Below are 25,072 nucleotides of genomic sequence, written 5' to 3'. Positions count from 1 at the left end.
GTAGAACACTACTAAAATACTATTGCATCCGCTATCTTGCATGGTTATCTTGTGCGCCATAACAGCTATTAGTCATAAAATGAGTGTAATTTTGAAGTATATCGTTAAATCATGGTTTAGAGTCACTGTGGTCAGCGCGCTATTATCGGCCTCTGCATACAGTGCTGGCGAGCAAGGTAAGCGTGAAGACCGTGAGCCAGAAGCCGCTACCGGAGTTGTGCAAAAGAAAGCTCGGATCGCCGAAGAATATATGGTTGTGGCGGCTAATCCATATGCATCTTGGGCGGGTAAAAATGTGTTGAAAAAAGGCGGTAGTGCAATTGATGCAGCTATTGCCGTGCAAGCCATGTTGACACTGGTTGAACCTCAATCGTCGGGGTTAGGCGGGGGCAATTTTATTCTATATTGGGATAACAAAGGGAAAAAATTGCATACCTTTGATGGTCGTGAGACCGCTCCTTCCAAAGCCAATGCATATCTGTTTATGCAAGACGGCAAACCACTACCTTGGATTGATGCGGTAGTAGGTGGGCGTTCTGTCGGTGTGCCAGGGGCGCTGAAAGCGCTGGATATGGCACATCAGCAGTTTGGCAAGTTAGCATGGAGTGAGTTGTTTAGCGACGCTGCGGAAACCGCTGAAAAGGGTTTCACCGTGTCACCAAGATTGGAAAAACTATTAAGTTTGAAAATTCATCCTGGACTGGAAAAATTTCTAACCACTAAGATCTATTTCTATCCTGATGGTGAAGCGTTACAGCATGGAACTACAAAAACGAATCGTAAGTTGGCACGCACACTGCGCAGCATCGCAGAACAGGGGGCTGACTATTTCTATACAGGGGAATTAGCCGACAAAGTGGTCAATGCCGTGCAAATGGCAACCATAAATCCGGGATTATTAAGCAAAGAAGATATCAAAGACTACCGAGCCATAAAACGTGAACCTATTTGTGGCATTTATCGCACTTACAAAATTTGCGGTATGGCACCGCCAAGCTCTGGGGGCATAAATGTTTTCCAAATCCTTAAGATGCTCGAAGGCTTCGATATGAAAAAATATGGTGCCAATTCTATCGAATCGACTCACCTATTTACCCAAGCATCTAAATTAGCCTATGCCGATAGAGAACTATATATAGCTGATAGTGACTTCACTCAACTGCCATTTGCCTCCTTAATTAATAGCACTTACCTGAGCAATCGTGCAGATCAGATCAAGTTAAATAAAGACATACCTTATGCCAGAGCTGGCGCTCCATTCATTACCGCAGCCTTGGCAGCGGACAATTCATTTGAGCTACCCAACACCAGCCATGTGTCTATTGTTGATAAAGAAGGCAATGCGGTGTCCATGACCACCAGCATTGAATTTGCTTTCGGTTCAGGACTTATGGTTGAAGGTTTTCTGTTGAATAATCAGTTAACGGATTTTTCACTTCATCCGAGTCCCAATAATATCCCAGTCTTGAATCGAGTTGAGCCGAAAAAGCGGCCCCGCAGTGCCATGAGCCCCACAATGGTATTTGATCAAAATGATCAGCTAGTATTGGTAATTGGTTCTCCTGGAGGAAGTCGCATACTCAGCTATGTTGCCCAGACAATAATGGCTGTAATCGATTGGGATCTTGATGTGCAACAAGCTATCAATTTACCCCGGTTCACTAACCGAAATGATTACACAGCATTAGAGAAAGGGACCCAAGCCGAAAACTGGCAAGGCCAATTGGAGGCCATGGGGCATAGAGTCAAAATAGTTGATTTGAATAGTGGGTTACATGGCATCCAAATTAAGGATGGTAAACTAATCGGAGGCGCGGATCCTCGCCGTGAGGGAATCGCAGTAGGGGATTAATCCCCTACAACTGAAATTAACTCTCAGGCTTACTGCGTTTTTAAATATAAACATTGGCTTTGGAGTCTCTTCGCCATGCAACAGTCGATCATAGGCTATCATCAAGATGATGAAAATCACTGGGTAGCCCAATTGGAGTGTGGACACAACCAACACGTCAGGCACTCTCCGCCCTGGACTAATCGTCCTTGGGTAGTTACCATCGAAGGTCGGACTGCGAAGCTAGGTTATCGGTTAGAATGTATAAAATGCGACCGAAGTGAGCCTGCAGACAATTGATTGCTTATAGGACGAATCCCGCAGCAGTGGTGGCAGTGATAGACATCACTGCCCATTGTCGATTGAGCCAAAACTACACTTTATTTGCTGCCTACCAAGATGATTTCCTGTTGGGGCGGGATAAGATATTCAGCCCCATCTGCCGTGATTACGGCCATTTCTTCCACTGAAATTGTTTTCAAATCCTGTTCATTTAACTTCCAACTGTGAAAACCGTCGAACGCAAATACCATTCCTTGCTTGAGGGTTTTTTGAGAGGAGGGGCGTACAGTAGGGCTTCTCGAACCGCCTAAATTGGGACCGGTATCATGCGCCACGTAACCTACCGGATGCCCGGTACTCCAGATTACCGGTTCAGACTTGTTTTTATTCATCAGGACGCTTTGCGCCGCATCTACATCAATGCCTCTCACCCCAGGCCGCATTGCGCTGAATGCTGCATGACCGCCATCTCGCCCACTGTTCCAATAGTGTTGAATGTCAGATGGTGCTTTGCTCTCACCGGGTTTTAAAACGTAACCAAATCGCTGAATATCGCTCACCCAACGATCAAATAAACGAATGCCAAAGTCAATTTGAATTACATCTCCAGGCATAATGATTTTATTGGTTGGATGGGAATGACCGCGATCCGGACCCGAATTTACATTTGGGTTTTGCTCAGGCGCCCAACCGTCCGTAACACCATGCTCAGCCATTTTGCGTTTTAAGAATTTGGCTACTTCGGCATCGGTGGTTTTGCCCGGCTGAATAATTTGGTAAGCCTCTAGTTGCCACTGAGCGGATAGCTCGGCAGCTTTACGTAAAATGTCCACTTCTTGGGGTAATTTGACTGACAACCAATGATATACAATTTCTTCAGAAGTGACTAGACGCTTTACAAATGTATCGTCAAGGTATGAGATAAGTTGCTTATATTGAGTTGCAGACAAACCATCCGCTTGAGCATTCGTTTGAGAGCTGTTGATAGCAATTGAGCTAAAATCAGCCTGTTTAATAAATTCGCTTGCCTGTTTAAGGGTTGATTGGCCACGCGGCACCGCAATGACTTTGTCATGGATATCCAAATCATCCAATGCGGTTGCTTCACTGCTGGGTGAAAAAACTAGCGAATGAAAGCCTTGATCGTCGGTATAAAATAAGAAGGCTGCGGGAGAGCCAGCGTTTTCACAGCCAATATGTTCAGCAAGGGGATCATTGTTGTTCTCACGACACAGGATCAGCCAAGAATCAACCTTGGCGGCCTGCATGGCCAAAGGTAACAATTGACTGATACGCTGCTTTCTAATTTCTGGCCATGGTGATGGGCCATTTATATCCATAGACTCGGCAAAACAACTAATACTGCAAAAGATAAGGCTGCTGCAGAATCCGATGTTGCGCGCAATTGATTTTAAAATGTGCATAAAAATCCCTTTAACAATTTGACTTGGTACAACGGTATCAAGATAGTCAATCAATTACATCAGATTTTTATTGACTTAGCTAAGGTGTTTTAGGTCAAAATGGCAGGAGAAAAACCGCTAAGCTACTACCGATTTACTATTTAAATTCCGGGTCACTCGATAAGGGTCTGCTGGGTATTTCCCAAATGAAATTGCATGGCGTCATTGATGTCGCGAACTATGGTTCGGCCCGTTGATAGCGGGGGCAAATGATTAAGCGGGAAAAAGTCGGCTCCGCAAGTTTCCATGCCTGGAGTGGGTTTAACATGCTGCGGTGTTTCACATAAAAAAATCAATTTATAGAACTCTCGAATATCTAGATCATAGTCCCCAGAGGCTTTATGTCTTAATGCGATTAACTGGCACTGAGAAATCGCTATCCCGGCTTCTTCTAACATTTCTTTTTTTAAGTTTTCTACTGCGCTTAGTCCTACATCTGCGTAACCCCCGGGTAAGGTCCATTTGAGGTCTGATTTTTCTTGGACTAATAAGATCTTATTTTTCTGGAACACAGCCCCGCGCACTTCTATTTGCGGTGTCACGTAACGTCGATGAAACGGTGTGACTAAGTCCGTGATCGGCTCTATAGGCAGATTGGCTAAATCAGCCAACATTTCACGGCTGATGAGTGATATTTCGCGAAAACGTTGTTGATCAAATTCCTCCGGTGAAAATGCCAGACCTGTTTCGGCAATCGCGTGTAAGCGCTTGATTCGATTTAGCCACAGAGTTTGATTTAGTGAAGACGCTTTCACAGATATTTGTCAGCCAGTACTTTATCAACCAGCCACTTCCCATCCGTCCTGACCATTTCTACAATGCGAATATCTTCAATTCGATTATCATGCAGGGTACCGGTAAAAAATAAGGTTACTACCGCTGTACGGGCAAATTCATTCCGACCCACTGAATTACCAGTGTCAGGTTGAATATCGACCTCATCATAACGTAAATCAAATACATGCCGCTGCACGTTGCGGTTGGTATGATACGACTGCATCAGCTTTGCCATGCGTGGTGTGCTCATGGCGATTGCAGCGTTAAGATTTTCATCATTGTAAACATGTTGAAAAAACGCCACGGCGGCATAATCTGGCGTGTTGGTGTCCATCATTCCATACTTACCCGCGCCTTTGGCGGATTTTGAGCCGCTGTCACAGGCTTGAAGCGTTAACATGATGGTTGTAAATAGTAATAGGGTAGAAAGCTTATTGAACATTTTTTTACGTCGCTGATGAATAACATACTTAGTCTGCTTTTTCTGGCTTCAAAAGTAAAGAGGAGGCAATCGCCTCCTCTTGGTCAGACTAATTTACTCTAGACTACTGAACTTCTTCTAAATCAGTAAACTCACCGGCAAACAAAGCACTGCTTAAATAACGTTCTGTTGAACTGGCGAATATCACAACGATATTCTTACCTGCGTGTTCTGGTTTTGCCGCCAAACGGGCTGCTGCGACCGCTGCTGCACCACTTGAGATACCAGCTAATATACCTTCTTCCTTAAGTAGACGGTGACACATGGCGATACATTCTTCGTTGCTTACTTGTTCAACTTCATCAACCAAATCAAGATCCAGATTACCAGGAATGAAACCAGCACCAATTCCTTGAATTTTATGTGGACCAGGTGTGAGTTCCTGTCCCGCTTTTGCTTGAGTAATAACAGGAGAATCAGTCGGCTCAACGGCAACTGTCAGAACATCTTTTCCTTGAATTTGCTTCAGATAACGACTGACACCAGTGATAGTGCCACCTGTACCTACACCAGCGACGAATATATCCACTTTACCATCGGTATCGTTCCAGATTTCAGGACCTGTGGTTTTGACGTGAATTTCAGGGTTAGCTGGGTTATCAAATTGCTGCAATAAAACATATTTAGAAGGGTCAGTGGCCACTATTTCTTGAGCCTTAGCGACTGCGCCTTTCATGCCTTTGGCGGCCTCAGTTAACACCACGTTGGCACCTAAGGCTTTGAGTAATTTGCGACGCTCCAAACTCATACTGCTTGGCATGGTTAAGGTCAGTTTATAGCCACGTGAAGCGGCAACAAACGCCAAGGCAATACCGGTATTACCACTAGTTGGTTCTACCAATTCTTTGTCTTGGGTCAATATTCCGCGTTTTTCAGCGTCCCAAATCATATTGGCACCGATACGGCATTTCACGCTGAAACTTGGATTACGGGCTTCCATCTTGGCATATACATGGGCCCCTTTAGGCACCACTCGGTTTAATTTAACCAACGGGGTGTTGCCGATCGCTAGAGAATTGTCATCATAAACTTGCATAGCATGTCCTTGAATAAGTTAAGGTCACTATTAGTGATACCTTTCAATGTATATTTGTAATTTGAATAAGCAAACAACGGTGTTTATGTTAGATTAAACAAGCACTTGTTCTCATACAAATAGACTAAAAATTGAATATTGTCATATAAAGCACTCAGTTATGATTGAGCCGCGCGGTGATTTTTCAAAGTGCTTTTTGCTATATCATATTTTGTTATTAAAATTTTTTCATATTTTGAGGTTAATCATGTCGTTCAATGGAACAGGAAACTATATCGCGAGTCAGGAATTACAACTAGCTGTAAATGCGGCTATTACGTTGCAACGACCGCTATTAATTAAGGGTGAGCCAGGAACCGGTAAGACCATGCTAGCTGAAGAACTAGCCGGCAGTTTAGGTACAGAATTAATTCAGTGGCATATTAAATCTACCACTAAAGCTCAACAAGGATTATATGAATACGATGCAGTGTCCCGTTTACGGGATTCGCAACTAGGGGATGAAAAAGTCAAAGACATAGGTAACTATATTGTTAAGGGTAAACTGTGGCAAGCCTTCGATGCTGACAGACCTCCGGTTTTGCTGATTGATGAAATCGATAAAGCAGACATCGAGTTTCCCAATGATTTACTTTTGGAACTCGATAAAATGGAATTTTTTGTGTATGAAACTAAACAGACGATTAAGGCTGTCAAACGTCCGATAGTGATTATCACATCCAATAATGAGAAAGAGTTACCGGATGCCTTCTTGCGCCGTTGTTTTTTTCACTACATTAAATTTCCTGATGCTGAGCAAATGCGTGACATCGTTAAAGTCCATTTCCCGGATCTAAAGAAAGAGCTGTTGAATCAAGCGCTGGAATCCTTTTTCGATTTACGGGATGTGCCCGGATTAAAGAAAAAGCCCTCTACCTCAGAATTGATTGATTGGCTTAAATTACTTGTGGCCGAAGACATTCCGCCAGAGGCGTTGCAAAATAAAGACGGCAAAACGTCGATCCCACCACTTTACGGCGCGCTATTAAAAAATGAACAAGATATTCATTTGTTTGAAAAATTGGTCTTTATGGCGAGACGCTAATGTTAGTCGATTTCTTCTTTAAACTGCGTGAATATAAAGTACCGGCGACACTTAGAGAGTTGCTGGATTTACTTAGTGCCCTGCAGCAAGGCGTGATTTTTGCCGACACCGAGGGGTTTTATTATCTGTCTCGCTTATGTCTGGTCAAAGATGAAAGTCACTTTGATAAATTCGATCGGGCCTTTGCGGATTATTTTGAAGGTGTCCAATCGATTGATTTGTTCGGTAAAGATATCCCCGAGGAATGGTTACGCAAACAATTAGAGCGAAATTTCAGTGAGCAGGAAAAGGCTGAAATTGAGGCCATGGGCGGGTTAGATAAGCTAATGGAGACCTTGAAAAAACGTTTGGAAGAACAGCAGAAACGCCATCAAGGCGGTAATAAATGGATTGGTACCGGCGGGACTTCACCATTTGGTGCCCATGGATTTAATCCAGAAGGAATACGGATTGGACAGCCGGGCAACGGGCAGTTTTCAGCGGTTAAGGTCTGGGATAAGCGTGAATTTAAAAATCTAGCGACAGACGTTGAACTCGGTACCCGCAATATTAAACTAGCGCTGCGTAAGTTACGCCAATTTGCGCGCACCGGTGCCAGTGAGGAGTTAGATTTACCTACTACCATTGGCAAAACTGCGAAAAATGCAGGTTGGCTTGATATTCACATGGTGCCCGAGCGCCACAATGCGATTAAAGTGCTGATGTTTTTCGATGTGGGTGGCTCGATGGACGCGCATATACGCTCCTGCGAAGAGCTATTTTCTGCCGTGCATACAGAGTTTAAACATCTGGAGTACTTTTATTTTCACAATTGTGTCTACGAAGGGGTCTGGAAAGACAATCAGCGCAGAGACCAAGAAGTCATCTCAATTTTTGACATCATTCATAAATATGGTGGGGATTATAAATTGATATTTGTTGGGGACGCCACTATGGGTCCTTATGAAATAACTTATCCTGGTGGCAGTGTGGAACATTGGAATGAAGAGCCTGGTGCAGTGTGGATGAAGCGTTTGTTAGATCATTTTGATCATGCAATTTGGTTGAATCCGCAGATGGACCAATACTGGAACTACTATGCATCGATTCAAATTATGAAAGACATTATGAATAACAAAATGTTTCCCTTGACTATTGAAGGTCTAGGAAACGCCATAAAAGCGCTGACCAAGAGATAAGCTAATGCAACCGACCGATTTGTCTGTGTCAAAAAACGCTTCAACGGGAGATGTTAGTTCTTCCGAACAAAGCCGCCATGTAAGTAAGAAGCAACAACAAAAAGAAACCAGAGAAGTCGTTACTCCTTATGCGTTTGAAGTATCCCCTAGTTTGTTTGGTACGCCTTTAGCATCACCTTTTCGGCGTGCTACTGCGCTGTTAATTGATTTAGCTTTGGTTGCTTTGATATCTGATCTTACCGGTAATGTGTTGGCCATATTTGTGGCGCTGTTATTTTGGGTATGGGCAAAACGATTAGAACAACGTAAAAATAAGCCCAAAGCAGTCAAAACGCTAAGGGTAGCTGCAGTGGTGTTTATTATTGGTGGAGTAATAGGTATTTACCAGCAAGGAGGTTTTAGCCCCTCAAGCCAAGATGGTCGCAAAAAAAACGATAATGCTACAAACATCACACAGGGCAGTGCACAGTTAGCCACTGCTGCGGTATTACTTAGCGGTAAATATCTATTGGCAGTGAATAAACTCGAGCAAAATCTAGATGATGGAAAATGCGACTCTAGATTGGCTTGTTGGCAAGCTTTAGGCACAGAATTTGTCGACGACATCATCGCAATAGGACTCGAGCCTGAGGCCACTACTGAAATAATCAGTCAATTTGTTGAGTTCTCTGAAGATCAGCTGGACAAACAAGAGCAGGCCGCATTAACTAAATTTATTCTCGGTTATTATGAACAAGTTTTACCACTGGAGTCGGTCAGTGAAGCGGATAGCCCGCAGGGCAAGCCTCTACCAGCTGAGGAACTACCCATTGATAAATCTGTGAGTAGCTTAGAACAAAAGGGTTACAGTCTGGTGAAGTGGGCAAAAGGTATTATAGCGGATTTGGGTCTAGGCTTTGGTTGGGCTGCATTTTATTTCACCGCCGTGATGGGATTGTTTAAAGGCCAAACCTTTGGCAAGAAATTGCTAGGCATCAAAGTCATTAAACTCGATGGTAGCGAGCCAACCTTATGGGAAAGTTTTGGTCGCTATGGCGGTTATGGAGCTGGGATCGCTACAGGCTTGATGGGCTTTTTACAGATATTTTGGGATCCTAACCGCCAGGCTATTCAAGACAAAATTGCTGAAACCTTAGTTATACGTGTGGGTGGAAAAGAGGTCCAACGAAAAGACAGCGGTGCTGCTGGTGTCTAATCATGTGCAGGCTATATTACAAAACTGGTGGCTAAACCGTGATAGTCAACGTTGGGTACTGACAACTATTGTAGGAACCCAAGGTTCGTCTTATCGTAAAACCGGGGCCTATATGATGATCAATGATCTTGGTCAGTATTTCGGCTTGCTCAGTGGTGGCTGTTTGGAGTCTGACATTATGCTCCAAGCCCGTAAATGTTGGCACGACGGAAAGAACCGAATTATCCAATATGATATGCGCGAAGAGGAGGACTTAGCTTGGCAGTTGGGGATTGGCTGTGGCGGCTTGGTAAAAATTTTATTGCAACCTGTGTCGCAGGCGAATCACTACCTAGGGTTAGATGCTGTGCTTAACACCCTAGAGACCAATCAATTTTGCCAGTATGTGCAAAAGGTGGATGAAACAGAGCCTGACAACCAATGCCTATTGCTCGACCATCGTAAACCTATCAAGCCAACTATATTTATTCGAGATGAGGTTAAGTATCTTCATCAGGTCGTCTCGCCGCCTAATCAGTTGGTGGTGTTTGGCGCTGGCGTTGACGCACGGCCGGTGGTTGCGATTGCGGCTAGACTAGGTTGGAAGGTAACTTTGGTCGACCCCCGAGTGAGCTATGCACGCCAGCAGTACTTTGCCGATGCAACATTAATTATACGCCAAGACATGAACCAATTATTATCTCAAACTGCCCCTATAACCTGGTTAGAAACTACAGATGCAATATTGATTATGACCCACAACATTGGCTTAGATGCTAAAGCTTTGCAGTTGGCTTTGCGCAGTCAGTCACGCTATGTTGGTGTGTTAGGGCCGGAGCATAGAACTGAGAGGGTGTTTAAATATGCTGATATGCAGCGACAAAACTATCCGTTACCTTTAGCTAATCCAGCCGGCTTACGTTTGGGCGGCGAGCTGCCAGAATCTATTGCTTTATCGATGCTGGCGGAGATTCACAGCGTATTAGAACAAGCTGATGGCAAAAGCATTAGCGGTATTATCGCCTAATGAAAATAGGCTGCGTAATACTTGCCGCTGGCAGTGCGAGTCGTTTTGGTCAACTCAAACAACTTTATGATGTGGACGGACGAACATTACTCAATCGGGTAGTGGATTGTTATGTTAATAGTTCATTATCGTCGATTTGTGTCGTGTTAGGGGCCGATGCTGTTAAAATCGCCGAATATTTGCCTGAAGGCATTGAAGCGGTAATTTGTGAAGATTGGCATAAGGGCATGACAGCCAGTCTATCCTGTGGCTTAGTCGCCCTGTTAAAAAAGTCGAGTCAAACGGAAATAATAAGTCATGTGTTAATTGGTTTGGGTGATCATTTAGGCATAACTGAAAAGAGTCTCGCTAACCTTGTGGATGCTGCGCAACATAATCCGTCAAAAATAATCGCCACTGACTATAATAAAATACTAGGTGCGCCGGCGATTTTTCCGTTTGACTATATAGCGCCATTAATGACTCTCTCTGCAACACAAAACAAGGGTGCGCAAGCGTATATCATGAGTCATCTTCAGCATGTTGTAAAAGTGAGCTTACCTGAAGCACAGTTTGACATTGATACGCCAAAGGATTTACTAGCCTGGAAAAACAGTTTAACCGAGATCTAATGAGGCACTTGGTACATTCCGATGCCCGCTAATTGTAAGGAACATTTATGATTCGTTTCACGATAAATGGTGTGAGCAGACAAGTTGAGGCCGATCCGCAAATGCCACTTCTTTGGGTGTTGCGAGATTTGCTCGATCTGACCGGCAGTAAGTATGGTTGTGGTATTGCCCAATGTGGTGCCTGTACAGTACATATAGACGGCCAACCAGTGCGTTCATGCGTAATGCCAATATCTGCAGTCGCAGATAAAGAGGTTACTACTATTGAAGGTTTATCGAGCTTAGACGAGCATCCTGTTCAACAGGCCTGGAAAGAGTATAACGTGCCCCAATGTGGTTATTGCCAATCTGGTCAAATCATGAGTGCGGTTGCCTTATTATCTCAAAATACTCAGCCTAGTGATGAAGATATTGATAATTATATGCAAGGCAATATTTGCCGCTGTGGCACCTATCCAAGGATCAAAGCTGCCATAAAAGCGGCCTCTAAGAGTATGGCAACTGCAGCTCAATTTGACTTAGCTAACAATGTGGGAGATGACGCATGAGTGCTCCCATATCTAATGTCAGTCGTCGAAGCTTTTTGAAAGCATCAGGTATAGGTGCCAGTAGTTTAGTCTTAGGTGGAGTCATTCCAACTTTCACGCCTGTTTGGGCAACGCCACCGGCAGAATCATCAGCATTAAATCTGTTCGTCAGTATCAATACGGACAATTCAGTTAACATAGTGTGTCATCGCAGCGAAATGGGGCAGGGGATCCGCACAGGGCTAGCACAAGTGGTTGCCGAAGAGCTTTGCGTTGCGTGGGACAAAGTTAGTGTGATTCAAGGCTTAGCCAATGAAGAATATGGCAGTCAAAATACCGATGGTTCACGCTCCATTCGTCGTTTTTATAGCATTTTACGTGAGATGGGAGCTTCGGCACGGGGGATGTTAGAGCAAGCCGCAGCCCAATTGTGGCAGGTTCCGCTAGCTAGTGTGTATGCTAAAGATAGTTTCATTCACCATAGTGACTCTCAACGAAAGGTTAGTTTTGGTTATTTAGCCCAGACAGCAGCTAGACTGACTCCGTCAGCCAAAAAGGACTTAACCTTTAAATCTCCGAAAGACTTTAAACTTATCGGAAAGCCGATTGCTGGTGTAGATTTGGCTGAAATGGTATCTGGCAAGGCTAAGTTTGGGCAAGACATTAAGCTGGAGGGAATGTTGTATGCAAGTATTGAGCGTTCGCCGGTAGTTGGGGCAAGGGTTAAATCATTTGATGCAGCCGCCGCCGAGAACACCAGTGGTGTGGTAGCGACCTATCAAATGCCAACTCAACCTTCACCTGTGGTATTTCACCCGTTAAATGGCGTGGCGGTATTGGCTAGCAACACTTGGTCGGCGATGCAAGGTCGTCAAGCTCTCAACATCCAATGGGAGCTTGGTGATAACGCAAAACATAACTCGGAAATTTTCTTGGCAGAGCTTAAATCAAACATTGTTAGTAAGGGCAAGACGATACGTCATTCTGGCGATGCTTATCATTCCATGGCACAAGCTGCTTCAAGCCATTCTGCAACCTACTCTATGCCATACTTAGTTCACGCTCCCATGGAGCCACCGGCAGCTACGGCGTCATTTACCCATGATCAGTGTGAGATTTGGGCGTGTACACAAACACCGCAAAGTACTCAGGCCAATGTAGCGGAAGCTTTGGGCATCGAAAAATCTAAGGTTAAAGTAAATGTGACTTTTTTGGGCGGCGGCTTTGGCAGGAAATCCAAGCCTGACTTTTCAGTAGAAGCCGCATTATTATCAAAACAAATGGGCAAGCCAGTTAAGGTAGTGTGGAGCCGCGAAGATGATATTCAGCATGGCTACTATCATGCCATTAGTGCGCAACATTTTCAGGCAGGTTTTGACCAAGATAAACAACTGATTAGTTGGGTACAACGCACCGCATTTCCGAGTATTAGTTGGACCTTTAATGCTACTACTGATGAAGCGGATACAGGTGAATTATCGCTGGGATTCGGTGATATGCCTTTTGCAGTAAAAGATCTGTCCTGTGAGACTCATAAGGCAACTGGACACATTAGAATCGGTTGGATGCGCTCGGTTAGTAATATCCATCATGCTTTTGCGCAAGGTTCATTTGTGGATGAATTAGCCGTAGAGACCGGTCAGACCACCCGAAAAATGTGGCACCAATTGTTGGGCACTAACCGATTGGTCGACCCTAAAACCCAGGGATTTGACTATCAAAATTATGGTGAACCTTTGGATGTCTTTCCAATAGATATCGGGCGAATTAAACGAGTACTAGATTTGGTTGTAGAAAAATCGGCAGCGGAACAGCCCTGTGCGGAAAATGAGGCTTGGGGGATTAGTGCGCAAAGAAGTTTTGTGAGTTACGTGGCCGTGGCTACCAAAGTCCGTGTGATTAACAATACTGTCAAAGTTCTGGAAATGCATTCTGCCATAGATGCTGGCACTGTGGTTAATCCTGATCGGGTCCGTTCTCAGCAAGAAGGTTCAATGATTTTTGGTTTATCCTTAGCCCTTCTTGGCGAAATATCCATTAAGGATGGCGCAGTGGAACAGTCTAACTATCACGACTACCAAGTGCTGCGGATGCATCAATGCCCCAAAATTGAAACTTATATTATTGAGTCGGACGCCCCTCCAGGAGGTGTAGGAGAGCCGGGCACGCCACCTGTTGCAGCAAGTCTGGCTAATGCTATTTTTCATGCCAGTGGTAAACGGATCAGAGATTTACCCGTATCGAAACATTTGTCAGTCTAACTGCTCAAAGGGGTCAAGCTTACTCGGCCCCTTTAAATTTGCTTAGTACAATTCCCCTCCCATTGGCACACTTGAGGAATATCAATGGGATCTTCCACCTATGCACTACTGATTTGCTGGGCCTAACCTTTTGTTTTGGAAGATTGGCCTCATCTAGATTTAATGAAAATAATCACTTTAAAACAAAGTATTGTATTTACTTCATTGATCGTAGGATTGATATGGTGCATCAAGTCTTTTGAATTGCTTACCCATACCGATTTAAGCTGGTTAGGTGTCTACCCACATCGGCTTAGTAGTCTATTGGGCATTATTACTGCGCCAGTTATCCATGGTTCGGTCGAACACCTGTTCAATAATACATTAGCTATGCTACTTCCGGGCTCGTTTTTAATGTATGGCTATCCGAAGTCTCGATGGCGAGTATTGGGGTTTATTTGGTTGTTCTCCGGATTGGGGGTATGGTTATTTGCCCGCGATGCATATCACATTGGGGCCAGTGGTTTGACCCATGGGGTATTTTTCTATCTATTTGTGATAAGTATCTTAAGACGAGACAAAAGCTCTGTGGCACTAATGATGGGGGCGTTTCTATTGTATGGAGGCATGACCATGACTATCTTCCCACGAGAGCCAGGGATTTCTTTTGAGTATCACTTTTTTGGCGCATTGGCTGGTAGTATTGCCGCATTGATATGGCGCAAGTTGGATCCCAAACCAATTGAAAAACATTATGACTGGGAGAAAGCCGAAAATGCCGACGACTCTGTGATTGGAGATGATTGGCAGGTTGACGTAAATAGTCATAAAGACCACACTAGAAAGGCTCACGTTAAAGAGCATAAACCAACACATAGAACTCACCACTGCAACAAGGATATTCACTGATGCCAAGCCCTTTTTCACTGTTCATTCGCGTGCGCTATGCCGAATGCGATCCTCAGCAAGTTGTCTTTAATGCGCGCTACGCAGAATACGCCGACCTGGCTGCCACAGAATATATGCGTGCTGTAATTGGTGGATACCATCAACTAATTGAAAAAGGCTATGATAATCAGGTTGTTAATCTAAATATTAGCTGGAGCAGTTCAGCCAAGTTTGACGATGTGTTAAAGATAACGGTAGAAGTTGGCAATATGGGAAATACCTCCTTTTCGCTAAAAATTGAAATAAGTGATGTAGGTACCCAGCGTCACATTGCTAGTGCAGAACTCGTTTATGTGATGGTTGACTCCCAGACATTTGAGAAAATTGTGATCCCAGAAGAAATTAAACTGCAACTGATTGATGGTGCACGTAACAAGAGTGTCAATTTATCTGGAACAGAGTGTCCAGACTAACCTTGGCGGTTTTTTGATGTAAGGTTCATGCCAACAATACTCAGTGAGATACAATATATTTCATCTTAAAGATAAAAATTTTTTGTTTCACAGTTGGGTAGGAAATTGCCAAGATAAAGCATCTATCAACGAGTGAAAGAAAAATGAGCAAAGACTACAGACGCGAAAAAGAAGACTTGGATAATTTAGATTGGTTGTCATCAGGTTCGGCTAATTCGCGTAAAGACAAGCAGTACAACGATGTTGCCAAACGTAAACGAGACAGTAAAAGGATCAGTCGTTCGAGAGAAAGGCACCCTGAGTTTCATTAAAATTAGCAACTGGAAATGTAATTTCCTTGCCTTAAGGTTTTAAATCACGTATTAAACGGGTAACCCAACTATATGTGTGTGTTATTGTGGATATCCGTTTTCTATCGACTTTTTTAGAAGTCGCTCAAACTCGGCACTTTGGTAAAGCTGCTGATAATCTCTATTTGACCCAATCTGCGGTCAGTGCTCGGATTAAATTATTAGAAGAGTACTTCAATACCAGCCTTTTTATTCGTAATCGAAATAGTATTCAGTTGAGCCCTGCGGGGGAAAAATTGGTGCCTTACGCTCAAGAGCTGTCATCAAAATTGGCAGATGCCAAAAAGGCATTGAATCAGGAGTCTGTGCAATTTCTATGTTGCGCGTGCACTCCCAATGCCTTTCATGCGTCTTTGCAGCAACCCTTTGCCCAGATAAGTGCGAGTTTCCCAGATTTATCCTTACGCACTGAATTGACCAATATTGAAAATTTATCAAGACAGTTAAGCGAGCGCACAATGGATCTGGCGTTTACTACAGAGCCGGTTAAATTAGATAACATAGAAAGTGTGATCTTAACCCAAGTGCCTTTAAAATTATTCTGTCACCAAGATGATAAGGGCTGGGATAATTACGTGCATATTGAATGGGGCCACAAGATAACCGATCAACTGTTCCAGCAATATCCTCAATGCAAACAAGCCCGTTTGAAAACCAGTTCATTACAGATTGGTTTGTCGCAACTCAATCAGGCCGAAAGCGGCTTTGCTTTGTTGCCGGATAACCAGTACTATCCAACACTAAAACAACTGCCAATGGAAATCGCACTTTCAGTCCCATTATATATGCACAGCGTGAACAACAATGATGCTGTTGGACTCAAAGAAGTAAAAGATTATTTTGTTGAAAAAGGCCAGTCAGCGGGTTAAATGGCATATCGCAATACAAATTTTAAAATACGGATGTCAACCCAATAGTTTGGGTTGACTTATTGAATATACTTAAGCTTTTGGTAACTTAGTGACTGGGCTAAAGCCTTCAGATTTAAGTTCTTCGTTAACACATTTGAGTAAAAAGTCTTGCATAGTAAGACCACCGGTTCCATCCTCATCTGCGACTTCTTGGCAAAACTGCACCATGTCCATAACTGTTTCTGCGTCTGCAGTCTCTTGGGCGAATAAGTTGAAACAAAGAATTGATAAACTCGTAACGCCAACTAACCTTATAAAATTTTTCATAATATCCTCAAATAGACACCATTTTGGTGATGGTATTGTTCAAATATTTTAATCTTTAAGCTAGACAATTAATTTGCTCGTCAGGACAATTATTTTTCATTCTATTAACACTATAAAGTGATTGAAATAGAACAGAAAAGGCCTATATTTCGCTCACTTTTGCAACCTCTACCCCGCAATGTTCTATGCTTAGTCTATTGCTCTGTAGTTGTATATATTTTAAACCTTATAAATTGGAGTGACGGATAAATGTTTAAAACCATCGTTGTCGTAGACAACTTGGACGGGTTACCTGAATTAGGCGGCACAGTTGTGGATTTCGCACAATATCTTGCTCAATATCCAAAAGCAGGCGAGCCCAAAACACGCGTCATTAATTTGTGTAAAACCGATTTGTATTTAAGTGAAGGCTACTATTGTTCTTTGTTAGCCGAAGCCCGCCAGCATAAAGTATTGCCAAGTGTAAATTGCATTAACGATTTAGCTGCAGTAAATAAAGCGGAATCTTTGGATATGCAGAAGTCTACGCTACCTAAAAGTTTAGTGTCTTCTCAATTCACTTCCAGTGAAGTTAATATGCTGGTGTTTTTCGGTTGGACTGAAAATGAAGCACTGAAGAAAATTGCCAAACATATGTTTGAGCGATTCCCCGCGCCTATTTTGCACTTGCATGTGGTGATCACGGACAATGCAGTTGAAGTTCGCACCAAAATACTAGGCTGTAGTGATTTGTCTGCTGAAACGTGGCCGCTGTTTACACAGCGCTTAGATAATTTTACCCAAACCACGTGGCGTAGTCGTACGAGTAAGAAAAAGTTTCGTTGGGATATGGCTATTTTGGCTAATGACCAAGAAAAAACACCGCCGAGTGATGCTAAAGCCTTGAAAAATTTTGTTAAGGCGGCTGAACAGTTAGGTATTCATGCGGAAATAATTTCGCCAAAACAAGCGGCTGCGATTAGTCAATATGATGCTTTGTTTATTCGTGAAACTACAGCAATTGACCACCATACCTACCGACTTGCTCGCAAAGCGGAACAGGAAGGTTTGGTAGTGATTGATGATGCACAATCGATTTTACGCTGTTGCAACAAAGTGTTTTTACATGATGCTTTTAGTTACAACAATGTTCCCTCGCCTAAAAGTGCATTTGTAAATGACTCGACTCAGCAAACATGCGAAAAATTAGAGGCAGATTTCGGCTATCCAATGGTACTTAAGTTGCCTGAAAGTTCATTCTCAATGGGCGTGTTTAAAGTCGATAATAGTGAAGAATTAAAGGTAAAACTAGTGGATATGTTGGCGCGGTCAGCGTTGGTGCTAGTTCAGGAATTTATTTTCACTGATTTTGATTGGCGTATAGGCGTTCTGAATGGCAGAGCTATCTATGCATGTCGCTATTTTATGGCGCGTAACCACTGGCAAATATATAACCATAGTTCTAAGAAACATTTTTCTGGTGATTTTGAAACCTTACCTACTTTCGAAGTACCAAGACAGGTACTAGAAGCGGCGATTAAAGCCAGTAATGTGGTAGGCAGAGGATTATATGGTGTGGATATTAAGCAGTCGAATAATCAGGTTTATGTAATTGAAGTAAATGATAATCCTAGTTTGGAATCTAAAGTAGAGGATCTCTACTTAGGTAAAGAACTATACATGATTATTATGCAAGAATTTGCCAATCGCCTTGAAGCAAGGGGCCGCTAAATGTCTCAGCCGTTAGTTAAGCTCAGTTCGGTTGACATAAGAGCCGCATTGGAAACTGATTTGGATGCATTGCTTGTGCTGGAGCAAGCCAGTTTTGAAACGGACAGATTAAGCCGCCGCAGTTTTAAGCATTGGCTTAAATCTAAACGCTGTGTGTTTCTGATTGCACAGGACCAAAGTGGCTTGCTTGGATATGGCTTGGTTTTGATGCGTAAAGGTACTCGCTTAGGGCGCTTATACTCCATTGCTGTCGCACAACAAAGCAAAGGTTTAGGAGTTGGCCGAAAACTGTTACAAGCGCTGGAAGAGCAGACAGTAGAGCAGGGCAAGTTATTCATGCGTTTAGAGGTTGCTTGCAACAATGAGGCTGCAATCAAACTATACGAGTCTGTTGGTTATCGCTCATTTGGTGTGTATAAAAATTACTATCATAATTCCATTGATGCGTTAAGGATGCAAAAGCCTATTCATCAGCGATTAACCCAGCGTAAGTGGCCTGAATACCCTTGGTATCAGCAAACCACAGAGTTTACCTGCGGGCCATCCTCGTTGATGATGGCAATGGCTGAACTTAAGCCTGAACTTGACATGTCTCAAGCGCTGGAACTAGATATATGGCGCCAAGCTACCACCATATTCATGACATCGGGCCATGGTGGCTGTCACCCAATAGGATTGGGCTTAGCTGCCCATGATTTAGGTTTTACTGCCAAAGTGTACGTGAATACAGATAAGGCCTTGTTTATTGATGGTGTGCGCAGTGAGCATAAAAAGACCATCATGCGAGCTGTAGATGAACGTTTTAAACAGTTAGCAGAACAGCGAGGTTTGGTGATTGATTATAGTGAGCCGTCATTGGATCAAATTCAGCAAGCGTTGGAAAGTGGATCGTCGGTAATATGTTTGATCAGTACCTACCAGTTGGATGGCAAGAAGATCCCTCACTGGGTAGCAGTGACACACATAGATGATGATTGTTTATATTTTCATGATCCAGATCCTGATGAAGCTAGCGTCGAACTAGACAATCAACAAGTAACCGATTGTCAGCACGTTCCGCTAGCTAGGGAAGATTTTCATAATATGTCAGCGTTTGGCAAAAATAAGCTTAGAACAGCAGTAATTATAAGCAAACGCTAATTTAATGTTATTAACTATTGAGTAAGTTTGTATGACCAGTAATTTTTCGTCACCTACAGTAGATGTAGTATGTATTGCAGATACAATCGATATTAAGTATTTAGAAAATCACTTTGCAAAGACGTTTGTTTCCACACGTTACCGTGATGCGTTACACATCGATTTACCTAAGGGGCAGGTAGTTATTTTTGACTACGGCGTCATTGTCACTTGGGGTATTAGCGACAGTAAAAAACAATTCATTATGGATGAGATGGCTAGTGTAGTTAAACTTAAAACCAATCTTGACTGGGATATGTATGGGTTTGAAGTAAAAACTGACGAAGCGTTTTCTATAAGCAATGATAAACTGATTTTGCCTTCCAGCAAAACGCTGACGCTGTTAGCGATCAGTCATGCATTTGCCCAATCCCATAAGCTTGAAATATTTGAGGCCAGGGCGCAAAAAACCATTGATGATAATAGCCATTTGACTGATGAGTTAGCCAAAACAGGTAAAATACCTCTAACTCGCAAACAGTTAGCCAAGTTGCGCGGTGCATTATTTCAAACTAAGAGCGATATTACATTGCACTTTAGTCTATTGGATACACCGGAGTTTTTCTGGGATTACCCAGCCACCCAGGAGTTCTATTCAACTACGGTTAACTATATGGAATTAGCCCAGCGGATTGAATTACTCAATTTGAAACTACAAACTATTCATGAATTGTTTGATATGTTTGCCGCGGAGCAGAACCACAAACATTCATCATTTTTAGAATGGATTATTATCATTCTAATTGCGGTGGAAATCGTTCTGTTTTTCGTTCATTAAGCTGCCATTTTTAATTGATGACCTATAGAATGTTTTAGGTCATCAATTTATCATCACACCGCTTTTCTTAGCAAGACACCCATCTTAGCTCCAATAACAAAGTCCATACATGACATCCAACCGTTATTAGAAAATTGATATATTTAAAGATTGCACTAAGCTTTAGTTAGGTTGTTTGAAAGGAGTCATTCATGCCTAGATCTCGTTCATCTCAAATTAGTCTAGTCGATACCCCCTATTATCATTGTGTCTCACGCTGTGTGCGCCGTAGCTTTTTATGTGGTGTAGACAGTTATTCTGGTCGAAGCTTCGAGCATAGGCGCGATTGGGTGGAAAAACGTTTACTGCATTTAGCTTCAGTCTACGCAATAGATATTTGTGCTTATGCGGTAATGAACAACCATGTTCATGTAGTCTTATGTGTAGATAATTGCCTTGCTGATAGTTGGTCCTTAGATGAAGTTTTACAGCATTGGCATCTGGTTCATAAAGGCACTTTGTTAAGTCAGAAATATTTTAGTAATGATGATATTAGTGAAACTGAGATGATTAGTTTGAGCGAAACTGCAGAAGTCTATCGCCAACGGTTATACGACATTAGTTGGTTTATGCGCGACTTAAATGAATATATTGCTCGTGAAGCTAATAAAGAAGACGAATGTTCTGGACGGTTTTGGGAAGGTAGGTTTAAGTCCCAAGCCTTACTAGATGAAGCAGCAGTGCTAAGCTGCATGGCTTATGTTGACTTAAATCCTATACGAGCAAATATCAACAAGACAATAATAACCTCTAGACATACAAGTATTTTCTATCGCACTCAAGCTTTTATTAGAAGCAAAATACAACCAAGTTTGCTAATGCCTTTTGTCGGCAGTTTTAAAGAGAGCAAAATAAGGGGGCTTGCCTATGAGCTTAGAGATTATTGTGAATTATTGGAGTCGACCCGGCGATACATTCGAAAAGATAGAGCCGAGAATAAAGGGATTCTGAGTAGTTCGATATTAAAAAGCTTGGGGCTGTCGCAGAAGCAATGGATGACCTTGACCACTGAGTTTGAAAAACACTTTTGTTATGCTGCGGGGGGCGAAAAAATGATGCAGCGATTTAAACATCATACCCAACATAAACGCATAAGGGGTATGTGTAACGCAAAAAGGTTACTTGAAACAGGCTAATGCGAAAACTATAAAATATTGTGGATATCATCTTATGGTGAGGATTAAGCTAGTTTGTTAAATAATAATTCTTTATTCAAAGTACAGTTAACCGTCCAATTGTAAACTATCAATTCAAATACATTTTTCATTATTTACTAAATTCTGTGTTTTAGCTCAATTGGGTTAATTACTTATGATGGATGTCACCTTTATACTTGTCTTTATTTTGGGTGTCTAGATAGGGGAGGTGTTACACCGGATATTTAGAATGGGTGTCTTGATAATGTTAGAATGGGTGTCTTGATAATGTTGATAATGGAGGAAAAAAACGCCTGCATGAAGCAGGCGTTTTTGGCTGTTATAGACTAAACATTAAACCGACTAAGAAACCGAACCTGGTTTAGTCGGAGCAGATGTAGAGCTGCTTGCGGTATTGGCTAAAGACGCGGTTTTACCGGACTTCTTAACAGTAGCGCGTTTTTCATCGGATATCGGTTTGATATCGATGGCTGCGAAGTCATCACTCAACGCTTTTGGTTTGGCCATTGGATGACTCACCGGCGCTAAAGTTACTTTGTCAGCTTTTTTAGCGATAGGTTTAACCGCTCTTTTAGGCTTGACGGGTTTTTCAGCTGCAACAGATTGACTATCAACAGCTTCTACAGTGGCAGGCGTTTTCTCTACCGGCTTATCTACAACCACTGAACTGGATTCGCTGGAAGCTTGAGAGGCTGTTTTAGGCGCGTCTAATTCTATTTCAACTTGCTTAGGAGCTGATTTAGGTTGCTCTACTTTGGTTTCCGCTTTTGCAGTAACTTCAGGATCCGCTTTAACCGCATCAGAACTTTTTTGTGCAGGTACCGTTTGGGTCTCGTTAGCAACCACATTTTGCTCAGTATCAACAGACTCTGAAGGACTAGTTTGTTCTGCTGGCTTTCTAGTGCGCTTTCTTGGGCGAGGTTTAGGCTTAGTCGCTTTTGCATCAACAGCATCCTCTTCAACTGGCGCTGTTACAGTATCTTGAGCAGGTGAATCAAACTTCAATTCATCTTGGGATACTTCTGCAGCGTCCGAATTAGCGTTGTTTGATGCGTCTTCAGATGCTTCGCCTTCACTATCTTTTTTACGCTTTTGACCCGCTGCACGAATATGACGTGGAGAACGACGGCTTCGGCTGCGTTCAGTTGAAGTACTATCTTTGTCTTCTTCAATCGAGTTTTCAGTCGTTGCAGCGATCTCAGTCACTACTTTTACATCTTCAATTTCAATCGATGCTTGCCCATGGGCGTTAGGTCTTGGTGAATGCTCAACTTTAACCGCTGCTGCTTCTGCTGCAACTTCGTTTTGTTGACTACTATCACCGCGAACATTGCGACGACTATCACGACGTTTTCTGCGCTCTGCGACTTGCTCTTTTTTGCGTTCATTCGGAGCGTTGTTCTCAGCAACCTTGTCGAGAGGTTTATCTATGGCTTTATTTTCTTGCTTGTTACGGTTTTCTCTACGTGGCTTGGTATTCTTCTGCTCTCGTTTATCTTGTTGAGCATTAGCATTACCGTTTGAGTTGTTTTTGTTATTGCCATCTGCGTCTTTACGCTCAATTTGCTCAGTACCTTTACCTTTGCGGGTATTCGGGCGTTCGTTACGATTACGATTATTGCGCGGATTGGTATTACGACTGCGCTGAGGCTTTTTCGATTCGGGCTTAACTTCTTCTTTGCTTTCAAATAAACCAGAAATCCATTTTGATAATTTCTCTACCACACCAGGCTCAACAGCTTTAGTTGCTGAAGGAGCTTGTTGTGGAGACGCTAGCCCTTGTAGTACAGGCATTTCACGAGGCTTGACTTCTTGGGTCGGTCTACCTACTTCCGAAGATTGCACGTCCATTAAATCAATGGCATAACTCGCCTCTGTAACTGTGTCATCTGGACGACGACGGGTAACTTGGTAGTGTGGCGTTTGTAGATTTGGATTAGGAATAACCAAAAGCGGCACACCGTGACGTTGTTCGATACTTTGTATCGAGCGACGTTTTTCATTTAACAGATAGGTCGCCACATTAACCGGTAACTGAGCTTCTATTTGTCCAGTGTTGTCTTTAATGCTCTCTTCTTCCATGATGCGCAAGACTGATAGTGCCAATGACTCGGTTCCACGAATATTTCCGTGGCCACTGCAGCGAGGACAAACAATATGTGCAGACTCACCTAACGATGGACGTAAGCGTTGACGAGACATCTCTAACAATCCAAAACGAGAAATACGACCTAATTGAATTCGTGCACGGTCATGTCGTACCGCATCTTTCAAGCGATTTTCAACTTCGCGTTGATGGCGAACAGGGGTCATATCAATGAAATCAATCACTACTAAGCCACCGGCATCGCGCAAGCGAAGTTGACGAGCAATCTCATCCGCTGCTTCTAGATTGGTATTAAAGGCTGTTTCTTCGATATCTCCACCCTTTGTCGCGCGGGCGGAGTTGATATCAATCGAAATCATTGCTTCAGTTGGATCGATAACAATAGAGCCGCCAGACGGCAAGCGAACTTCACGTTGGAAGGCCGACTCAATCTGGCTTTCGATTTGGTAATGACTAAACAAAGGCACGTCGCCTTGGTAAAGTTTTACACGGCTTGCAAAATCAGGACGCACCAATTGAATATGTTGCAATGCCTTTTCGTAAATATCAGGCTTATCAATCAGGATTTCACCTACATCGCGACGCAGGTAATCGCGAATTGCGCGAACAATCACGTTGCTTTCCTGATGTATAAGGAAAGGGGCAGGTTTGGTCTCAGAGGCTTCAAAAATTGCTCGCCAATGGGTAATAAGTACACTTAAATCCCAGGCTAATTCTTCGTAAGATTTTCCAACTCCAGCCGTTCTAACAATCAAACCCATACCATTTGGTAATTCGAGTTTGCTTAATGATTGCTTTAACTCAGTGCGCTCATCCCCTTCGATACGACGAGATATACCGCCGGCTCTTGGGTTATTGGGCATTAAAACTAGGTAACTTCCAGCCAAACTAACAAAAGTAGTTAACGCAGCACCTTTTTGGCCACGCTCTTCTTTATCAATTTGGACAATGACTTCTTGACCTTCTTTAATCACGTCCTTAATGCTAGGACGTCCGTCAAATCGGTAACCTTCAGGGAAGTAAGTTTTGGCAATTTCTTTTAGAGGAAGGAACCCATGGCGATCAGCGCCATAATCAACAAATGCAGCTTCAAGGCTAGGTTCTACGCGGGTAATGGTACCTTTGTAAATATTGGCTTTCTTTTGTTCATGTCCGGGGCTTTCTATATCTAAGTCGTATAGTTTCTGACCATCGACTAATGCAACACGCAACTCTTCTTGCTGAGTCGCGTTGATTAACATTCTTTTCATGTATTAATAACTCGGTTTTATGGCACCGAGCGCGGGGCATAAAGAATTGCAATTTACCGGCATATGATCTGTTGGTGATATACAATCTCACGACTGGATAACAGGTCGAAATCGCGTCGGATACTCACAACAGCATGAATGGTGGTGTGATTTCATCGAGGATTTTGCGAATTACCTTATTCATTCGGTAATGCACCCCTCAGGCGTAACGCAGCGCCTTAAAATAACGTGTGTTCTATTTTTACAAACGGA

General features: G+C 42.9%; 23 protein-coding genes. 17 read left to right on the top strand and 6 right to left on the bottom strand.

What is annotated here, in order from left to right; translation table 11 throughout:
• The first annotated feature begins 91 nt into the window (after positions 1-91).
• Positions 92-1,852: a gamma-glutamyltransferase gene (ggt, locus tag QR722_RS10380; RefSeq protein WP_286282767.1), complete on the top strand. Its 1,761-nt coding sequence runs from the start codon at positions 92-94 to the stop codon at positions 1,850-1,852.
• Between the two features lie 75 nt (positions 1,853-1,927).
• A complete protein-coding gene (locus QR722_RS10375) occupies positions 1,928-2,131 on the top strand; it encodes a DUF3565 domain-containing protein (protein WP_286282765.1) in 204 nt (67 codons plus the stop codon).
• A gap of 80 nt (positions 2,132-2,211) precedes the next feature.
• Here the strand turns inward: QR722_RS10375 and QR722_RS10370 are convergent, their stop codons facing one another.
• From QR722_RS10370 to cysK, 4 genes are all read right to left on the bottom strand, one after another.
• On the bottom strand, positions 2,212-3,537 hold the full coding sequence (locus QR722_RS10370; RefSeq protein ID WP_286282764.1) for a M24 family metallopeptidase: 1,326 nt from the start codon (positions 3,535-3,537) through the stop codon (positions 2,212-2,214).
• A 152-nt stretch (positions 3,538-3,689) separates the two neighbouring features.
• On the bottom strand, positions 3,690-4,331 hold the full coding sequence (locus QR722_RS10365; RefSeq protein ID WP_286282763.1) for an NUDIX hydrolase: 642 nt from the start codon (positions 4,329-4,331) through the stop codon (positions 3,690-3,692).
• A complete protein-coding gene (locus tag QR722_RS10360; RefSeq protein WP_286282762.1) occupies positions 4,328-4,795 on the bottom strand; it encodes a hypothetical protein in 468 nt (155 codons plus the stop codon). The genes QR722_RS10365 and QR722_RS10360 overlap by 4 nt, the downstream gene beginning before the upstream one ends.
• A 103-nt stretch (positions 4,796-4,898) precedes the next feature.
• Entirely contained in the window at positions 4,899-5,870 is a 972-nt protein-coding gene (gene cysK, locus QR722_RS10355; protein ID WP_286282761.1) for a cysteine synthase A, read from the bottom strand.
• A 247-nt stretch (positions 5,871-6,117) separates the two neighbouring features.
• On the opposite strand from cysK, the gene QR722_RS10350 reads away from it, so the two are divergent.
• The 11 genes from QR722_RS10350 (at position 6,118) to QR722_RS10300 (ending at position 16,291) form a co-directional block, all read left to right on the top strand.
• Positions 6,118-6,954, top strand: coding sequence for an AAA family ATPase (locus tag QR722_RS10350; RefSeq protein WP_286282760.1), 837 nt, complete (start codon positions 6,118-6,120; stop codon positions 6,952-6,954).
• The gene (locus QR722_RS10345; protein WP_286282759.1) at positions 6,954-8,132 is read left to right on the top strand and encodes a vWA domain-containing protein; all 1,179 of its coding nucleotides are present in this window, start codon (positions 6,954-6,956) and stop codon (positions 8,130-8,132) included. The genes QR722_RS10350 and QR722_RS10345 overlap by 1 nt, the downstream gene beginning before the upstream one ends.
• A gap of 4 nt (positions 8,133-8,136) precedes the next feature.
• A complete protein-coding gene (locus QR722_RS10340) occupies positions 8,137-9,327 on the top strand; it encodes an RDD family protein (RefSeq protein ID WP_286282758.1) in 1,191 nt (396 codons plus the stop codon).
• On the top strand, positions 9,320-10,333 hold the full coding sequence (locus QR722_RS10335; RefSeq protein WP_286282757.1) for an XdhC family protein: 1,014 nt from the start codon (positions 9,320-9,322) through the stop codon (positions 10,331-10,333). Before QR722_RS10340 ends, QR722_RS10335 begins: the two co-directional genes overlap by 8 nt.
• A complete protein-coding gene (locus tag QR722_RS10330; RefSeq protein WP_286282756.1) occupies positions 10,333-10,944 on the top strand; it encodes a nucleotidyltransferase family protein in 612 nt (203 codons plus the stop codon). The genes QR722_RS10335 and QR722_RS10330 overlap by 1 nt, the downstream gene beginning before the upstream one ends.
• Before the next feature lie 47 nt (positions 10,945-10,991).
• Entirely contained in the window at positions 10,992-11,492 is a 501-nt protein-coding gene (locus tag QR722_RS10325; protein ID WP_286282755.1) for a (2Fe-2S)-binding protein, read from the top strand.
• Positions 11,489-13,732, top strand: a complete 2,244-nt coding sequence (locus QR722_RS10320; protein ID WP_286282754.1) for a xanthine dehydrogenase family protein molybdopterin-binding subunit — start codon at positions 11,489-11,491, stop codon at positions 13,730-13,732. Before QR722_RS10325 ends, QR722_RS10320 begins: the two co-directional genes overlap by 4 nt.
• Before the next feature lie 162 nt (positions 13,733-13,894).
• The gene (locus QR722_RS10315; protein ID WP_286282753.1) at positions 13,895-14,620 is read left to right on the top strand and encodes a rhomboid family intramembrane serine protease; all 726 of its coding nucleotides are present in this window, start codon (positions 13,895-13,897) and stop codon (positions 14,618-14,620) included.
• Positions 14,620-15,072, top strand: a complete 453-nt coding sequence (locus tag QR722_RS10310) for an acyl-CoA thioesterase (RefSeq protein WP_286282752.1) — start codon at positions 14,620-14,622, stop codon at positions 15,070-15,072. The genes QR722_RS10315 and QR722_RS10310 overlap by 1 nt, the downstream gene beginning before the upstream one ends.
• Before the next feature lie 143 nt (positions 15,073-15,215).
• A complete protein-coding gene (locus tag QR722_RS10305; RefSeq protein WP_286282751.1) occupies positions 15,216-15,383 on the top strand; it encodes a hypothetical protein in 168 nt (55 codons plus the stop codon).
• Positions 15,384-15,469: 86 nt separating this feature from the next.
• A complete protein-coding gene (locus tag QR722_RS10300; protein ID WP_286282749.1) occupies positions 15,470-16,291 on the top strand; it encodes a LysR family transcriptional regulator in 822 nt (273 codons plus the stop codon).
• Between the two features lie 72 nt (positions 16,292-16,363).
• Here QR722_RS10300 and QR722_RS10295 read toward each other — a convergent pair whose 3' ends face one another.
• On the bottom strand, positions 16,364-16,600 hold the full coding sequence (locus QR722_RS10295; RefSeq protein WP_286282748.1) for a hypothetical protein: 237 nt from the start codon (positions 16,598-16,600) through the stop codon (positions 16,364-16,366).
• 249 nt (positions 16,601-16,849) lie between these two features.
• Here QR722_RS10295 and QR722_RS10290 point away from each other — a divergent pair, with 249 nt between their 5' ends.
• The 4 genes from QR722_RS10290 (at position 16,850) to QR722_RS10275 (ending at position 21,442) form a co-directional block, all read left to right on the top strand.
• Positions 16,850-18,310, top strand: coding sequence for a RimK family ATP-grasp domain-containing protein (locus QR722_RS10290; RefSeq protein ID WP_286282747.1), 1,461 nt, complete (start codon positions 16,850-16,852; stop codon positions 18,308-18,310).
• Positions 18,311-19,450, top strand: coding sequence for a peptidase C39 family protein (locus QR722_RS10285; protein WP_286282746.1), 1,140 nt, complete (start codon positions 18,311-18,313; stop codon positions 19,448-19,450).
• 31 nt (positions 19,451-19,481) lie between these two features.
• Complete coding sequence (locus tag QR722_RS10280) at positions 19,482-20,267, top strand: RMD1 family protein (protein ID WP_286282745.1); 786 nt, start codon at positions 19,482-19,484, stop codon at positions 20,265-20,267.
• Positions 20,268-20,458: 191 nt separating this feature from the next.
• Entirely contained in the window at positions 20,459-21,442 is a 984-nt protein-coding gene (locus tag QR722_RS10275) for a transposase (RefSeq protein ID WP_286282743.1), read from the top strand.
• A gap of 363 nt (positions 21,443-21,805) precedes the next feature.
• Here QR722_RS10275 and rne read toward each other — a convergent pair whose 3' ends face one another.
• Positions 21,806-24,811, bottom strand: a complete 3,006-nt coding sequence (gene rne / locus QR722_RS10270) for a ribonuclease E (RefSeq protein WP_286287644.1) — start codon at positions 24,809-24,811, stop codon at positions 21,806-21,808.
• Positions 24,812-25,072 lie beyond the last annotated feature (261 nt).

The organism is Aliiglaciecola sp. LCG003, from assembly GCF_030316135.1.
In the GTDB taxonomy this organism is placed as follows: domain Bacteria; phylum Pseudomonadota; class Gammaproteobacteria; order Enterobacterales; family Alteromonadaceae; genus Aliiglaciecola.
This window is presented reverse-complemented; position numbering and strand designations above follow the sequence as displayed.

Excerpts from the sequence above, each read along its gene's own strand:
- QR722_RS10375 (WP_286282765.1), top strand. The coding sequence starts at position 1,928 with ATGCAACAGTCGATCATAGGCTATCATCAAGATGATGAAAATCACTGG.
- QR722_RS10330 (WP_286282756.1), top strand. The coding sequence starts at position 10,333 with ATGAAAATAGGCTGCGTAATACTTGCCGCTGGCAGTGCGAGTCGTTTT.
- QR722_RS10360 (WP_286282762.1), bottom strand. The coding sequence starts at position 4,795 with ATGTTCAATAAGCTTTCTACCCTATTACTATTTACAACCATCATGTTA.
- QR722_RS10285 (WP_286282746.1), top strand. The coding sequence starts at position 18,311 with ATGTCTCAGCCGTTAGTTAAGCTCAGTTCGGTTGACATAAGAGCCGCA.
- QR722_RS10310 (WP_286282752.1), top strand. The coding sequence starts at position 14,620 with ATGCCAAGCCCTTTTTCACTGTTCATTCGCGTGCGCTATGCCGAATGC.
- QR722_RS10320 (WP_286282754.1), top strand. The coding sequence starts at position 11,489 with ATGAGTGCTCCCATATCTAATGTCAGTCGTCGAAGCTTTTTGAAAGCA.
- QR722_RS10305 (WP_286282751.1), top strand. The coding sequence starts at position 15,216 with ATGAGCAAAGACTACAGACGCGAAAAAGAAGACTTGGATAATTTAGAT.
- QR722_RS10290 (WP_286282747.1), top strand. The coding sequence starts at position 16,850 with ATGTTTAAAACCATCGTTGTCGTAGACAACTTGGACGGGTTACCTGAA.
- QR722_RS10350 (WP_286282760.1), top strand. The coding sequence starts at position 6,118 with ATGTCGTTCAATGGAACAGGAAACTATATCGCGAGTCAGGAATTACAA.
- cysK (WP_286282761.1), bottom strand. The coding sequence starts at position 5,870 with ATGCAAGTTTATGATGACAATTCTCTAGCGATCGGCAACACCCCGTTG.
- QR722_RS10340 (WP_286282758.1), top strand. The coding sequence starts at position 8,137 with ATGCAACCGACCGATTTGTCTGTGTCAAAAAACGCTTCAACGGGAGAT.
- QR722_RS10370 (WP_286282764.1), bottom strand. The coding sequence starts at position 3,537 with ATGCACATTTTAAAATCAATTGCGCGCAACATCGGATTCTGCAGCAGC.
- rne (WP_286287644.1), bottom strand. The coding sequence starts at position 24,811 with ATGTTAATCAACGCGACTCAGCAAGAAGAGTTGCGTGTTGCATTAGTC.
- QR722_RS10325 (WP_286282755.1), top strand. The coding sequence starts at position 10,992 with ATGATTCGTTTCACGATAAATGGTGTGAGCAGACAAGTTGAGGCCGAT.
- QR722_RS10295 (WP_286282748.1), bottom strand. The coding sequence starts at position 16,600 with ATGAAAAATTTTATAAGGTTAGTTGGCGTTACGAGTTTATCAATTCTT.
- QR722_RS10315 (WP_286282753.1), top strand. The coding sequence starts at position 13,895 with ATGAAAATAATCACTTTAAAACAAAGTATTGTATTTACTTCATTGATC.
- QR722_RS10345 (WP_286282759.1), top strand. The coding sequence starts at position 6,954 with ATGTTAGTCGATTTCTTCTTTAAACTGCGTGAATATAAAGTACCGGCG.
- QR722_RS10280 (WP_286282745.1), top strand. The coding sequence starts at position 19,482 with ATGACCAGTAATTTTTCGTCACCTACAGTAGATGTAGTATGTATTGCA.
- QR722_RS10275 (WP_286282743.1), top strand. The coding sequence starts at position 20,459 with ATGCCTAGATCTCGTTCATCTCAAATTAGTCTAGTCGATACCCCCTAT.